Consider the following 14,416-nt stretch of genomic DNA (forward strand, 5'->3'; position numbering starts at 1 on the left):
AAGCTGCGCCCGCGCCCGAGAGGAGAGTCGCCTCCCATGGTCCCGTCCATCCGCCGCCAGGTCTGCAACGAGGCCCCGCCAAGGCCCGAGGGCGACTACGTCCTCTACTGGCTGCTCACCAACCGCCGTGCGACCTGGAATTTCAGCCTTCAACGGGCGATCGAGTGGGCCCAAGAGTTGGACAAGCCGCTCGTGGTCCTCGAATCTCTCGGCGTCAGCCAACCCTGGGCCTGCGATCGCTTCCATCGCTTCGTCCTGGAGGGGATGCGCGAGAACCGGCACGCCTTCGCCGCGCGCGGCGCCCTCTACTACCCCTACGTCGAGCCGGCCGCGGGGGCGGGTGATGGGCTCCTGCAGGCCCTCGCCGCTCACGCCTGCGTGGTGGTGACGGACGAATTCCCGTGCTTCTTCTTGCCCCAGCTGGTGCGCGCGCTCTCGCCCACCCTGGGGGTTCGGGTCGAGATGGTCGACTCGAACGGGCTTCTGCCCCTGCGCGCCACCGACAAGGCCCACGCCACGGCCTACTCCTTTCGGCGCATGCTGCACAAGACCCTGCCCGCGCACCTCTTGCAGCTGCCGCAGCCGGACCCGCTCGCCAACACCCCCCTGCCCCGGCTCGAAGCCCTGCCCGAGCGCATCACCCGTCGGTGGCCCGCGGCCACAAAGGCCCTGCTCGACGGCGAGGCCTCAGCACTCGCCGCTCTTCCCATCGACCACGCGGTGCGCCCGGTGGACACCCTCTCGGGCGGGCATTCGAGCGCCTGCGAGGTGCTCGACGCTTTCCTGAGCGAGAAGCTGGCGCGCTACGACGAAGCCCGCAACGTCCCGGACGAGGCGGCGTCGAGCGGCCTTTCGATCCACCTCCACTGGGGGCACATCAGCGCCCACGAGGTCTTCGCCCGCCTGATGCGGCAAGAGGGCTGGACGCCCGCGAACCTGTCCTCCAAGCCCACCGGCCAGCGCCACGGCTGGTGGGGGGCGAGCCCCGAAGCCGAGTCCTTTCTCGACGAGCTGATCACATGGCGCGAGCTGAGCTTCAACACCTGCGTCTACGTGCCGAACTACGACCGCTACGAGTCCCTGCCCGAGTGGGCGCAGGCAACGCTCGACAAGCACGCCGCGGATCCGCGCCCGGTGCGCTACGCCCTCTCGGAGTTCGAGGCGGCCCGCACCCACGACCCGCTCTGGAACGCGGCCCAGCGCCAGCTGGTGCGCGAGGGGCGGATCCACAACTACCTGCGCATGCTCTGGGGCAAGAAGATCCTGGAGTGGAGCGCCAGCCCCCGCGAGGCCCTCGACACCCTCATCCAGCTCAACAACAAGTACGCCCTCGACGGGCGCGACCCCAACTCCTACGGCGGCATCTCCTGGATCCTCGGGCGCTACGACCGGCCCTGGGGGCCCGAGCGCCCTATCTTCGGCACCATCCGCTACATGAGCTCCGAGAACACCGCCCGCAAGGTCAGCGTCAAGGAGTACCTGCGCCGCTACGCGGGGCCCTGAGCCGGCATGATAGAATGCTGCGGGACCGCCTGAGCGTTCGGGCGGCGGTTGGATCATCCAACAAAACTGTTCCTTCTAGCCGCCCACGGCGGCCAACGGCTGTAACATGCCTGGTTTTGTTGGATGCTCTTAGGGAGACGGCATGCGGGTCGCAAGCGCCCTGGAACGCATCGGAACACGCACCATCGCTTCGCTTGAAGGCCTGGGCCGCTTCGTGATCCTGGCGGGCCGCGTGCTGCGCCTCATCGCCACGGGCGCCGTCCACGGGCGCAACACCTTCCAGCAGATGGCCTTCATCGGGGTCGAGAGCCTGCCCATCGCCCTGATCACCGCCCTGTCGATCGGGATGGTCTTCACCCTCCAGATCTCCAACGAGTTCATTCGCTTCGGCGCCACCTCGGTCATCGGTGGGGTCTCGACGATCGCCCTGACGCGCGAGTTGATCCCCACCCTCACGGGGGTCGTCATCGCCGGGCGGGTGGGGGCGGCGATCGCCGCCGAGCTGGGTTCCATGAAGGTCACCGAGCAGATCGACGCGCTGACAGCACTCGCCACCGACCCGCTCTACTACCTGGCGGTGCCCCGTGTGATCGCCTGCGCCGTCATGCTGCCGCTCCTCGCTCTGCTGGGCGACGCGGTGGCCATCGTCGGCGGCTACGCGGTGGCGGTGGCCGTCAAGGGCGTCACCCCGCAGCTCTTCATCAACAGCCTGCAGGACCTGGTGGTCCCCGCCGACATCCTGCGCGGGCTCGTGAAGGCGGGCTTCTTCGGGATGGTGGTGGGGCTCATCGGCTGCCACCAGGGCCTCTCGACCACCGCGGGCGCGCGCGGCGTGGGCAAGGCGACCACCGACTCGGTGGTGCTCTCGCTCATCACCATCTTCATTTCGAACTACTTCCTCTCGGCGCTGCTTTTCCCGGGCGCCGGCAAGTAAAGGCCAAAATTGGGGGCTACCCCCCTAGGCTCAAAACGAGCCGGACAGGTATCCTGGAGGGTCCTACTCGCCAGGAGAGATCCCCCCCATGACCTGTCTGAAGTGCGGCGAACCCATGACGCTCGATAGAACGATCGAATTCGCCGAAGGGCCCGCCAAGGCCATCTGGTGCTGCGGGCTCGACCGCAACCACGTCCGAATCCTGAGCCTGTCGAATCCCGAGCCGCCTACAAGCGAGGCGCCCGCAGGGTCGCGCGCCTCATGATAAAATACCGACGGACAGCCTGAGCGTTCAGGCGACGTTTTGGGAGACGGCATGCCGGTCGGTTTTACCCTGGAACGCGTTTGCACCCCTTTCGATCCCCTTCGTCGCGCGGTCGGTCCTCTCGGATGAGCGCCCCGACGGAGCGCGGCCTGGCCATCGGGATCGACGCCATCGAGAAGGCCTTCGGCCCCAAGCCCATCCTGCGGGGGGTCTCCTGCGAGTTCCCGGCGGGACAGACCTCGGTCGTGATCGGGCCGTCCGGCTGCGGCAAGAGCACCCTCTTGCGGATGCTCATCGGCCTGGTGACGCCGGACGCGGGGGCCATCTACTGCAACGGCGAGGACCTGACCCGGCTGGATGCGCGCGGCTGGAGCCGCTTTCGGCACGGGGTCGGGATGGTGTTCCAGTCCGCGGCCCTCTTCGACAGCATGACGGTCGCCGAGAACGTGGGCTTCTCGCTGCGCGAGCACACGCCCATGACCGACGAGGAGATCCGCCAAGTGGCGGACGCCAAGCTCGCGGTGGTGGGTCTGGCCGGCACCGGCGACGCCTACCCCTCCGAGCTCTCGGGCGGCATGCAGAAGCGGGTCGCCATCGCCCGGGCGATCGCCCGCGACCCTCAGCTCATCCTGTACGACGAGCCGACCACCGGCCTCGACCCCATCACCTCGACGGTCATCGAGGACCTGATCGTCCGCATCTCCCGCGAGACCCAGGCCACCTCGATCGTCGTCACCCACCAGCTCTCGACCATCTTCCGGACCGCCGACCGCATCACCATGTTCCATCAAGGGAAGGTGGTGGGCAGCGGCACCCCCGACGAGATGCGCGAGACCACCGACCCCACCATCGCGTCGTTCCTGAGCGGGGACCCCACGGGCACCCCCGACGAGAGGAGGCATCCTTGAAGCTCACGGCCCCCGCCAAGGTGGGAGCACTCACCGTCCTGTCGCTCGCGATTTTGGTCGTCGGCCTCAGCTGGCTGACCCAGACCTCGTTCAGGCCGCAGGGCTACCACCTCAAGGTGGTCTTCAACGACGTGGACGGCCTCTTGCCCGGCGCCAACGTGCTCTTGATGGGCGTGAAGGTCGGCCGGGTCGCCGCCGTCAATCCCGAAGAGCGGCTGGTGGTGGTCGACGCCGAGATCAGCGATCGCAAGACCCGCATCTTCGAGGGCTCGCGCTTCAAGATCCTCAGCAAGGGGATCATCGGCGAGAAGACCCTCGAGATCTTCCCGCCCGAGGAGCTGACTAGCGAGACCCTCGCCCACGACGCCACCGTCTACGGCACCAACCCGGCGCGCCTGGACGTGGCCATCGAGCAGGCCAACAAGGCCCTGCGATCGCTGCGCGACCTGGCCGAAGCCCCCGAGACGCGCATGGCCCTCAAGGACGGTATTGCCCAGTTCCAGCAGACCATGACGGGCCTCAACGCCCTCATCAAGCACACCGACGAGGTCGCCGTCGACGCCCGTCGCTTCGTGGGCACCGCCGACGCGCTGGCGGGCTCGCTCTCGCCCAACGAGCTTCGGGCCATCGTGGCCGACCTGCGGGCGGTGACGGGCGGCGTCCGCAAGAGCTACGACGCGTTCGCAGGCCAGGGCGACCAGTTCGCCGACGCCCGCGAGGCCCTCGGCAACCTCAAGCGCCTCACGGCCCGCCTCGACTCGCTGGCCGGCCAGGTCGAAACCTTCTCGCAGGACCCCAAGCTCAAGTCCGACGTCTCCGAGATCGTCAAAACCAGCCGCGCGGTCGTCACCAAGGCCGCCGACGTCGCCGCGCACCCGCCCGGCTTCTCCCCGCGCTTCGACCTGACGGGCGTCCAGGAGACGCGCCGCTCGTACGTCAACGGCAACTTCAACATGGGCCTGCACCTCTCCCAGGACTCGTTCCAGGTGGGCGTCGAGGATATCGGCGACCGGAACCTCTGGAACGCCCACTGGGGCAAGCCCAACTTCCTCGGCGACGGCCTGAGCTTCCACCTGGGGATGATCCGCAGCAAGATCGGCGCGGGCCTCGACTGGACGCCTCGGCATGACGTGGCGCTGACCGGCGAGGTCTTCAACCCCATCACGCCCTCGCTGCGCCTCTCGGGGGTGTACTACCCCAGCTGGTGGAACCAGCGCTATGGGTTGACGGGCGCCTGGCTCCGAGATCTGTCGGATCCGAACGACAATCGCCTCTACCTGGGCGTGCAGTGGCGCCCGCTTGATTAATCGCCTGGTTGATAGGGTTTATATCCGAAGAAGCCTCCTCAACGTTGTCAGTGGAGTACCCGATGCCTGACGCCATCGCCAATCGCTACGAAGTCCTCACGGCCCTCGGGGAAGGGGGAATGGGCAAGGTACTGTCGGTCCACGACACGCTCAACGACCGCGAGGTGGCGCTCAAGCTGTTACGCGCGCGCGGCTCGGGCACCCTCCAGCAGCTCAAGCATGAGTTCTGGACCATGACCCGCCTGCGCCATCCCCACACCGTCGAGGTCTACGACTTCGGCGCCCTGGAGGACGGCACCCCCTACTTCACCATGGAGGTGGTGCCGGGCAAGGGCCTCGACGAACTGCTGCCCATGGCCCCCGAGACGGTGCGCGAGGTGCTCGTCGCCCTGTGCCGGGCCCTCGGCTACATCCACGCCCAGGGCTACGTCCACGGCGACCTCAAGCCCGAGAACATCCGCCTCGGCACGACGGGCGTCGTCAAGCTGATGGACTTCGGGCTCATGGAGCGCGCGGGGCGCGCGGGCGGCACCCTCCGGGGCACCCTGCGCTACATGGCCCCCGAGATCGCCCGCGGCGGAGCGGTCGATCGCCGCGCCGACCTGTACGCACTGGGCTGCGTGGCCTACCACCTCTTGGCGGGCGAGCCCCCCTACCCTCAGACCGAACCTCGCGCCCTGCTCAAGGCCCACCTGGAGGCTCCGCTGCCCCAGGCCCCCGGCCGCGACCCCGCGCTCGAGGCCCTCATCCTGCGTCTGATGGCCAAGGATCCCCTGCGCCGCTGCCAGTCGGCCGCCGAAGTGTTGCAGCACCTCGGCCACGACGCCGAAGAAGCGGCAATGCCGCTGCTCGCGGGGGGCTTCGTGGGCCGCGAGGCCGAGACGACCGCCTTCGCATCGCGCCTCGAAGCGGGCCCCGGCACGGCCTTGAGCCTCTTGGGCGAAGCGGGCAGCGGCAAGAGCCGCCTTGCCCAGGAGCTCCACCTGATCGCCCAGCTCCAGGACCGAGAGACGGTCCTCGTGCGCTGCCGGGAGCACGCGGCCCCTTACGAGAGCCTGGTTTCGGCCATGCGCGCCCTCTTGCCGCTCGCGAAGTCCGCCTGTCCTGCAATCCTTGATGCCCAGGCGCCGGTCCTCGCGCGCCTCTTGCCCGAGCTCGGGAGCGAGGCGGCGCCCGAAGCCCTGGAGCCCCAGCAGGAGAAGATGCGCCTCCAAGCCGCCGTCTCGGAGGTGCTCTCGGCCGTCGCCCGCGCGCGGGGGCTGGTGCTCGTCGTCGACGACGCCCAGTGGCTCGATAGCCCCTCGCTTGAGCTGATCGAGCACCTGGAGCGTAACGCCCACGACCTTCCCTTCTGGATGGTGCTCGTGGGGCACGAGGCCCCCTGGCTCGAACCCATGCGCCTCTCGAACCTGGACGCGGACGAGGCCCGCGCCCTGATGGCCTCCATGCTCGGCACCCCGTCGATCGAGGCCGGCCTCTTCGAGCCCTTGATGACCCTCACCCACGGCAACCCCCGTCACCTTTCCGACCTGCTGCACCACCTGGTCGAAGCGGGCCTCCTGGTCCGGGCCCAGGGCAGCTGGCGCCTCGAAGCGGGCTTCGACCTTTCGGCCCTGCCCAAGGACCTGCAAGGCATCAGCGCCCAGAAACTGGACGCCCTTGCCCCCGAGGCGATCGCGATCGCCCGGGCCGTGGCCCTGGCTGGCCGCGCGGACCTGGCCCTCTTGGGGCGCATCGAGGGGCTCTGCGCCGACGACGAGCAGCTCTACCAGGCCCTGTGCGAGCTCGAGGCCGAAGGGGTGCTCGTGCTCGGCCCCGAGGGCTACGCGGTGGCCCACCACCTGCTCCAATCGCTCATCGTGGGCGCCCTGGGCGAGCGCGAGCGGCAGGCCCTGCACGGCCGCATCGCCCAGGCCCTCTTGCCCGCACTGGAAGCGGCCCCGAGAGACGCGGGGCTGCTCAACGCGGTGGCCGACCACCTGCTTTCGAGCGACGCTCCTAGCCGTGCCATCCCCTACGCCGCCGAGGCCGCCGAGCGCAACCTCGAACTCTTCGCCAACGCCGAGGCCCGGCGCTACCTGCAAGCAGGCCTCGCGGCCCTCGAAGCGGCCACGCCCGACCCGGCGCTGCGCCTGCGGTACCTGAGCGCCCTGGGTGACGTGGATCGCCGGCTGGGCGACTTCCAGCAAGCGAGCGCATCCTTCGAGGCGGCCCTCGCCCTGAGCCAGACGCAGGGCGACCCGGTGCTGAAAGCCCGGCTGCTCACCGGCCTGGGCAAGGCCCGTCAGGCCATGGCCGACTACCCGCGCGCCATCGAGGCCCTCGCCGAGAGCGCCGAGCTCGCCGAGGCGACCGGGGCGACCCGCGAGCAGGTCCGCGCCCTGACGACCCTCGGGCGCATCCGCTACTTCGGCGGCGACGTGGAGGAGAGCATCCGCACCTACACCCTCGCCCTCGACGCCTCCCGCGAGGCCCAGCTGCCCCTGTACCTGGCCGAGAGCCTGGCCTTCCTCGGCTACCTCTTCGCCTCGGACCCCGAACGGCAGGAGGAAGGGCTCGGCTACCTTCAGGAGAGCCTGCTCATCAAGCACGCCATCGGCGACAAGATGGGCCTCAACGACACGACCATGCTCCTCGGCAACGCCTACCTGGCCCTCGGGCGCTACGCGGAGGCCAACGAGTGCTTCCTCCAGTGCCAGGTGCTCAACGAGGAGACGGGCCAGCGCGACGAGGCCATCTTCGGCCTCTTGAACCTCGCCATCGTCGCCTTCGAGATGGGCGACCTCAAGGAGGCCCTGCGCCTCTCGGAGCTCGCGCGCGACGGGGCGATCCAGACCCAGAGCCGCTTCGCCGAAGGCATGGCCGTGACCCTCTCCGGCGTCTCGCGCCTCTACCTGGGGCAGCTGGGACAAGGCGCAGGCGAGCTGGATATGGGGCTTGCGCTCGCGCGCGAGATGAACAACCGCTACCTGGAAGTCACCATCGCCGCCTACCGCTCGGATGCCCTCATCCAGCTCGGGCGCTACGACGAGGCCCTCGCCTACGCCACCAGTGCGCTCGCCGTGGCCGAAGAGGGCGGCATGCGCGAGAACATCCCGCCCCAGCAGATCGTGGTGGGGCTCGCCCAGCTGTTCACGGGCGAGCGCGAGGCCGCCCGCCTCAGCCTCGGGCAGGCTCGCTCGACCGCTGAGGAGACCCGCGCCCGCGGCACCCTCGCCAAGGCCGGCTGGGCCCTCGCGCTGCTTTCCGCCCAGCAGCGGGACTACATGGGCGCCCAGAAGCTCGCCCACGAGGCCCTGCAGGACGCCGACGAGGTCGGCGCCCGGCACCTCTCGGCCCAGCTCCACGCCCTGTTGGGCGAGCTGCAGCTGGTGCAGGAGCACCGCAGCCTCGCGAGCGAACACCTGCGCAAGGCCCAGCACCTGGCCGAGAGCATCGGAAGCCCCCTCTTGCACGGTCGCATCCTGCGCCTGATGGCCGAAGCCGACCCGCTGCGCGCCGACGACTTCAAGCGCATGGCCAAGAACGGCGCCATGCGCCTCTACGACACCCTCGACGGCGAGGCCCGCGCCACCTTCGAGGCGGCATGGCACGCGCCCTGGGTCCCGCGCGGAGCGGGCCGCCAGCAGGCGGGCCAGTCGCTCGAAGAGAAGCTGGGCAAGCTCGGCGCCGACATGCAGGACCTCATCCAGAGCGCCCGCGACGAGGCGGCGCGCCACGCCGAGCTCGCGGACTCCCACCGCCACCTGGAGCAGCTCATCGACTTCGCCCTCAAGATCAGCCAGATCCACGACCTGCAATTGGTCCAGGAGATGGTGATGGGCCTGATCCTCGAGATCAGCGGGGCCGAGCGGGGCTTCTTGCTCCTGCTCAAGCACCACGAGCCGACCATCTGCCAGAAGCGCGGCATCGAGCCCTCGAACGAGAATGCCGACTGGCTACGCTGCCAGGCGATCGCCGACGAGGTGCTGAACAGCGAGCAGCCGATTTGCCTGAAGGGTGCGAGCGCCGGCGAGGCCCGCACCGCCCTCTGCGTCCCGCTCAAGATCCGCAACGCGGTGGTGGGGGCCGTCTACATGGACCGCCCGGCCGAAAAGGGGGACTTCGGCGACCACGACCTGGACGTGGTGACGAGCCTCGCCTCGCTCTCGGCCACCGCCATCGAGAACGCCAACCTCCACGAGGAATGGCAGGACAAGAGCCGCAAGCTGGAGATGCTCAACCACCTCTCGCGGACCATCTCGACCACCCTGGTGACCGAGGAGGTCCTGGAACTGGTGGTCAAGCTGACCCTCGAAGTGACGGACGCCGAGCGCGGCTTCTTCATGCTCTGGGAGCAGGACCAGCTGCGGTGCAACACCGCCTTCGACCGGCTGGGGACCGCGCTCGACCCCGAAGAGGAAGCGATCAGCCGCTCCATCTGCCAGAAGGTGCTCGAAAGCGGCCAGTCGCTCTGCGTGGCCGACGCCCTCTCGGACGAGGAGTTCCAGGTCCAGGAGAGCATCATGGCGCTCAGCCTGCGCACGGTCATGTGCGTGCCGGTCATCGCCAAGCAATCGGTCCTCGGCCTCCTCTACGTGGACTCCCAGGCGATCGTCAACGCCTTCAGGGCCCACGACCTGGAGATCCTGGAGGCGATCGCCAACCACGCCTCGGTCGCCATCGAGAACGCCCACCTCTACAGCCAGCTGGCACGGCGCGCCCAGGAGCTCGAAGAGCTGGTCGCCCTCTACGAGGAGGCCAACCTGCGGGCCTCGACCGATCCGCTGACCGGCCTCCACAACCGGCGCTTCTTCCAGGACCAGCTCAACCGCGACTTCGCCCAGGCCCGGCGCCACCGCCGGCACCTGAGCGTCATCATGCTCGACATCGACCACTTCAAGAGCTTCAACGACACCTACGGCCACGCCCTCGGCGACCAGGTCATCCAGAGCGTCGCCCTGGTGATCGGCCAGGCCGTGCGCCTGGCGGACGTAGTCGCCCGCTACGGCGGCGAGGAGTTCATCGTGGCGCTGCCCGACACCGACCTCGAAGGCGCGGTGATCGTCGCCGAGCGTATCCGGCGCTCGGTGGCCGAGATCGAGCTGACCGACCCCGAGGGCAATCCCCTGCGCCAGATCACCGTCTCTCTGGGGGTGAGCGCCATCCGGCTCGATGACGAGCGGATCGCCGAGCTGATCGAGCGGGCGGACCGCGGCCTCTACGTGGCCAAGGTCAAGGGCCGCAACCAGATCCGCACCGTCGACGAGGAAGACCGCTAAAAACGCAAAGGGGGTGGGACGCGACCGCATCCCACCCCCTACGCTTCTTTTGTCATCAGGCGTTGAGGACCATGAGCAGCTTTTGCACGTGGTCGCTCATCTTGGCTTTGAGGGTCTTTCGGGCCAAATCGACCACCGCCTGCTCCGCCTTCACGTCCTTCTCGGGCCGCGGCTTGTCCTGATCGTCGCGCGGGTTGACCAGCTTCACGGCGGGCAAGCGTTCCTGCTCGATCTTCTCGACCTCTCTCAGCACCGCCCGGTACTGAGTGGGCTTCATCGTGCGCGGCGGACGCGCGTTAATCGCGTCGCGCAGGGCCCTTGCGAGGCCCTTGAGATCCAGCATCGCCCCCTCGTTCTCGTTGACCAGATCCCGCGCATCGAAGAGAATCTCCAGCTTGTATACCAGGGTCTGGACCGCCGAAGCCGCCGCCTGGAAGTAATCGGCCGGCGAGGCCGCAGGTATTTGGACGGGGGTGACGTGCAGCATGGACGCCATCTGCCCCACGTCGGCGCCAAGGCCCTTTATCAGCTCATCTCGCTTGGCGTTGTCCGTGAGCGCCGAAGCGCCCAAGTAAAGTTTCTCCTGGCGGTCTACCGCCTCTAGCAGGGTCTTGAGATCCTGCTTGGTCATCGTCCGAGCAGGCGTGGCCCCAATCGCATCGGTGATTGCCCTCGACAGCCCCAGCACGGCGCGCCTCGCTCCGTCCTGCTCGTCGCTGAGCATGCCATCCATCGCCTGGAAGAGGCCCGACATGCGATACGTCAGCTGCTGGACGTAGTTCGCGCCGATCTGGAAGCACTCCTGCGGGGTGGGGTCGGGCACGGGCATCACGCTGACCCCAAGGGCCTTGGCAAGGTCGTCGACATCCTTCGAGAGCCCTGTCTTGAAGGCCTTCAGCTTGGCATCGATCTCGGCCTGCTCTCGCTGCACCTCGCCCGCATCGCGAGGCTTGTCCTCCTCGTTGCGCGGGTTGACCAGCTTCACGGCAGGCAGCCGCCGCTTCTCGATCTCATCCACCAGCTTCAGGAGGGGCTCCAGCTGATCGGCCCTGAGGGTCTTGGGCGGCACGGCGGTCGAAGCCGCTTGCAGTGATTTGGCCAGGCCCTTCACGGCCTTCATGGATTGCTCCATGACAGGGTCATTGAGCGCCTCGTGCATGTCGAAGAGGTACTCCAGCTTGTAGCTCAGCGTCCGGACTGCCGCAAGCCCCGTCTGGAAGTGATCGGCCGGCGTGGCAGGGGGGATCTGGACGGGCGTGACGCCGAGCAAGCCCGTCAGCGCCTTCACGGCATCGCCCACCCCGCCTATCAGCTTGCTCCGCTCGGCGTTGTCCGTGAGCGCCGAGGCCCCCAGGTACACCTTCTCCAGCTCGTCCACCTTGTCCAGGAGTTTCCCGAGCTGATCCTTACCCAGCGTCCGGGGAGGCGAGGCACTGATCGCGGCCGAAAGGGCGCGCGAGAAGCCCAGGACGTCGCGGCGCGCCTGTTCGTAATCCTTGTCGAGAGACGTGCTGTCGAGGGCCTGGAACAAGCCCTCCATGCGGAAGACCAGCTGCTGGGCAGCCGTTGCGCCGGTCTGGAAGTACTCCTGCTGGGTGGGTGGCTCCGCACGCTTGAAGGCCACGTTGGGACCACCGACCTGGGCAACGGTCGCCGCAAACTCCTGCACGTTGAAAGCCCCAGGTATCGCCATCCCGATGCCCGCGACCTGAGAGCGGTCTTCGACCTTCCCCGATGACGAGGGAGCGATCGCGGCCCCCTTGGCTGCCGCGACGTTCTCGGCTTCCGAGACCGGAGCGGACCAAGCGGAAGAGTTGACGCCATCGATCTTCTTGAGCATGCGACAACCTCTCATCTTGAACAAAAGGCGTTAATTTGCTCTATTGTAGAAAGATTGGCTCGCAAATCACTCTGTTTTTGTCCAGATTTAAAGAAGAATTAATAGCTTTCCGCAAATAAGCCTTATTCTTAGCTAGAAACGCCTGTTTTCACACAAAACCAGGGAGGACCTCATGAATTTGCAGCAAATCTCGCGCCTTCCCGGCATCGCCGACCCAGCCCTTCTGCGTGCCGCCGTGCGCCTGCGCATCGGCCACAAGGAGCCGCGCCAGCTCGTCACCTTCAAGGTCTACGAAGAGGCCGCCGGTGGCTTCACCGCCATCCCGAGCCACGTCCCGCTCGCGCCGAGCAAACCCGGGCTGGCCCCCAAGCCGCTCCCCAAGCCGGGGAAGGCCCCGGCGACGTCGCGATCGCCTCTCTCGGGCTCTCGTCCAAGCCCCGAGGGGGCCATCGAGCATGCCGTGCTCACCCTGCTCCTCCAGGCGGATCGCCTCGCCGCCAAGGAGTGGGGGCCCAATCCCGAGTATTGAGCGACATTTAACGAAATGAAAATGACCAGCCAACGATCAGTTGAACGAAGCGAGGGTTTTGCCGGGTATAACCCCTTTAGTCATGTAGTTTTCGATCGTCGGGAGGTCTCGTTATGAATATTGGCGGTTTGGTTGGCGGCCTCGTCAAAGGCCTGTTTGGTGGCAACAAGCTTGGCGACGCCATCGGCAACGCCGTCGGTGGCCTCATCAACGGTGGCAACGCTGGTGACATCTTCAAGGACCTTTTCAAGAGCCTCTTCACGGACACGTCGACGGTCGGCAAGCCTGCCGGCGAGCAGGCCGGTGCCTCCGGCTCGACCGTCATCCGGTCCATGATGGCCGAGATCACCAAGAAGTAACGCCCTTTCACGAACACGGCGCCCCGGTCGATGACCGGGGCGCCGCGTTCGTTTCAGGCCGATTTTAGTGCTCGGTGGATTCCGACATGATCTTGGCGGACATGTAGCCGACCCAGCCGGTGACCCCGAAGAAGACGGCGAGCATGAAATAGAAATAGACCCAGTTGTTCATCGCTAACTTTCTCTCCTCTACAAGGCGTTGCTAATAGCATATCAGGCCCCGGCCGGGCCGTCATCCCCGTGCTTACTTGATCTGGTTGATGATGGTGAAGACGGGCAGGTACATGCCGATGACCAGCGAGCCGACCAGGACGGCGATGAGCACCATCATCAGGGGTTCGAGGAGCGAGGTCAGCGACTTGACCGCCTGCTCCACCTCGTCGTCGTAGAAGTCCGCGACCTTCTCGAGCATGGAGTCGACCGCACCGGTCTCCTCGCCGATCGAGATCATCTGGGTCACCATGGGCGGGAAGACCGCCGCGCGCTCCAGCGGCCGCGCGATGCCCTCGCCCTCGCGCACCGCCTGGCGCACGTCCTCGACCGCGCCGCTGACGATGGCGTTGCCCGACGAGTCGCGCACGATCTCGAGCGCCGACAAGAGAGGCACCCCCGACTTGAGGAGGGTCCCCAGGGTGCGGGTGAAACGCGCCACCGCGATCTTCTGGGCCAGGACGCCGAAAATGGGGACGTTGAGGATGTGCTTGTCGATGAAGTGCTTGCCCTGGTCGGTCGCCCCCCAGGTCTTGATCGCCCAGCCGATCGCGAAGGCCGTCACGGCGACCATCAGGCCCACGGGACCGCGGGCCGTGTTGGACATGTCGATCAGGAACTGGGTGTACGCCGGCAGCTTGGCGTTCATCTGCTCGAACATGTTGGCGAAGACCGGCAGGATGAAGACCAGCATGACCACGAAGATCACGACCGCCATGATCAAGATGACGACGGGGTAGGTCATGGCCGACTTCACCTGGGCCTGCAGCTTGCTGTTGGCCTCGATGAAGCCCGCCACGCGCAGCAAGACCTGGTCGAGCACGCCGCCCGCCTCGCCCGCGCGGATCATGCCGACGAAGAGTCGGTCGAAGACCCGCGGGTGGCGCGACATGCAATCCGAAAGGGAGTTACCGGCCTCGACCCGCGCCTTGAGGTCGAGGATGACCTTGCGCAGCTTGGGGTTGAGGGTCTGCTCCTCCAAGATGTTGAGGGCGCGGACCATCGCCACCCCCGCGTTGATCATGGTGGCGAACTGACGGGTGAAGATGGTCAAGTCCGTGAGCTTGACCTTGCCGCTGTTCGCCAGGATGTTGTTGAGTTGGTCGAGGAACTTGTTGTTGCCGCCCTTCAAGCTCCCCGCCAGCTTGTTCTCCCGCTTCTCGGTGACGGGAGTGACGACCATGTAGCCCATCTCGCGGAGCTTGTTACGCACATCGGCGGCGCTATCGCCGTTCATGACCTTCATGAAGGCTTCGCCGCGGTGGTCGCGGACCTTGCACTGGTAGACGGGCATGGCGTG

At 67.3% G+C, this 14,416-nt stretch carries 10 protein-coding genes; 8 read left to right on the forward strand and 2 right to left on the reverse strand.

The genetic code is table 11. The features are described from left to right. Window positions 1-36 precede the first annotated feature (36 nt). From J7643_11230 to J7643_11255, 6 genes are all read left to right on the forward strand, one after another. Window positions 37-1,503: a deoxyribodipyrimidine photolyase gene (locus J7643_11230; GenBank protein ID MBO9541151.1), complete on the forward strand. Its 1,467-nt coding sequence runs from the start codon at window positions 37-39 to the stop codon at window positions 1,501-1,503. 142 nt (window positions 1,504-1,645) lie between these two features. Then, entirely contained in the window at window positions 1,646-2,437 is a 792-nt protein-coding gene (locus tag J7643_11235) for an ABC transporter permease (GenBank protein MBO9541152.1), read from the forward strand. Window positions 2,438-2,525: 88 nt separating this feature from the next. Further along, window positions 2,526-2,702 (forward strand): hypothetical protein, encoded by a 177-nt coding sequence (locus J7643_11240; GenBank protein MBO9541153.1) that lies wholly within the window; start codon window positions 2,526-2,528, stop codon window positions 2,700-2,702. A 125-nt stretch (window positions 2,703-2,827) separates the two neighbouring features. After that, entirely contained in the window at window positions 2,828-3,610 is a 783-nt protein-coding gene (locus J7643_11245) for an ABC transporter ATP-binding protein (GenBank protein MBO9541154.1), read from the forward strand. Further along, on the forward strand, window positions 3,607-4,917 hold the full coding sequence (locus J7643_11250) for an MCE family protein (GenBank protein MBO9541155.1): 1,311 nt from the start codon (window positions 3,607-3,609) through the stop codon (window positions 4,915-4,917). Before J7643_11245 ends, J7643_11250 begins: the two co-directional genes overlap by 4 nt. A 62-nt stretch (window positions 4,918-4,979) precedes the next feature. Further along, window positions 4,980-10,178, forward strand: coding sequence for a diguanylate cyclase (locus tag J7643_11255; GenBank protein MBO9541156.1), 5,199 nt, complete (start codon window positions 4,980-4,982; stop codon window positions 10,176-10,178). A 55-nt stretch (window positions 10,179-10,233) separates the two neighbouring features. On the opposite strand, the gene J7643_11260 is transcribed toward J7643_11255, so the two are convergent. Then, window positions 10,234-12,018: a hypothetical protein gene (locus tag J7643_11260; GenBank protein MBO9541157.1), complete on the reverse strand. Its 1,785-nt coding sequence runs from the start codon at window positions 12,016-12,018 to the stop codon at window positions 10,234-10,236. Window positions 12,019-12,190: 172 nt separating this feature from the next. On the opposite strand from J7643_11260, the gene J7643_11265 reads away from it, so the two are divergent. Together J7643_11265 and J7643_11270 are read left to right on the forward strand one after the other, a co-directional pair. Beyond that, complete coding sequence (locus J7643_11265) at window positions 12,191-12,547, forward strand: hypothetical protein (protein MBO9541158.1); 357 nt, start codon at window positions 12,191-12,193, stop codon at window positions 12,545-12,547. Window positions 12,548-12,660: 113 nt separating this feature from the next. Beyond that, entirely contained in the window at window positions 12,661-12,906 is a 246-nt protein-coding gene (locus J7643_11270; protein MBO9541159.1) for a hypothetical protein, read from the forward strand. A 244-nt stretch (window positions 12,907-13,150) separates the two neighbouring features. Here J7643_11270 and J7643_11275 read toward each other — a convergent pair whose 3' ends face one another. Beyond that, window positions 13,151-14,410 carry a type II secretion system F family protein gene (locus J7643_11275; GenBank protein ID MBO9541160.1) on the reverse strand — a complete coding sequence of 420 codons (1,260 nt, stop codon included), beginning with the start codon at window positions 14,408-14,410 and terminating at the stop codon, window positions 13,151-13,153. Between the last annotated feature and the right edge of the window lie 6 nt (window positions 14,411-14,416).

This window comes from bacterium (genome assembly GCA_017744355.1).
GTDB lineage: Bacteria > Cyanobacteriota > Sericytochromatia > S15B-MN24 > UBA4093 > JAGIBK01.

What these genes read in the sequence shown, in the direction of transcription:
- J7643_11245 (MBO9541154.1), top strand. Translation starts at nt 2,828, where the DNA reads ATGAGCGCCCCGACGGAGCGCGGCCTGGCCATCGGGATCGACGCCATC.
- J7643_11265 (MBO9541158.1), top strand. Translation starts at nt 12,191, where the DNA reads ATGAATTTGCAGCAAATCTCGCGCCTTCCCGGCATCGCCGACCCAGCC.
- J7643_11255 (MBO9541156.1), top strand. Translation starts at nt 4,980, where the DNA reads ATGCCTGACGCCATCGCCAATCGCTACGAAGTCCTCACGGCCCTCGGG.
- J7643_11235 (MBO9541152.1), top strand. Translation starts at nt 1,646, where the DNA reads ATGCGGGTCGCAAGCGCCCTGGAACGCATCGGAACACGCACCATCGCT.
- J7643_11230 (MBO9541151.1), top strand. Translation starts at nt 37, where the DNA reads ATGGTCCCGTCCATCCGCCGCCAGGTCTGCAACGAGGCCCCGCCAAGG.
- J7643_11240 (MBO9541153.1), top strand. Translation starts at nt 2,526, where the DNA reads ATGACCTGTCTGAAGTGCGGCGAACCCATGACGCTCGATAGAACGATC.
- J7643_11260 (MBO9541157.1), bottom strand. Translation starts at nt 12,018, where the DNA reads ATGCTCAAGAAGATCGATGGCGTCAACTCTTCCGCTTGGTCCGCTCCG.
- J7643_11275 (MBO9541160.1), bottom strand. Translation starts at nt 14,410, where the DNA reads ATGCCCGTCTACCAGTGCAAGGTCCGCGACCACCGCGGCGAAGCCTTC.
- J7643_11270 (MBO9541159.1), top strand. Translation starts at nt 12,661, where the DNA reads ATGAATATTGGCGGTTTGGTTGGCGGCCTCGTCAAAGGCCTGTTTGGT.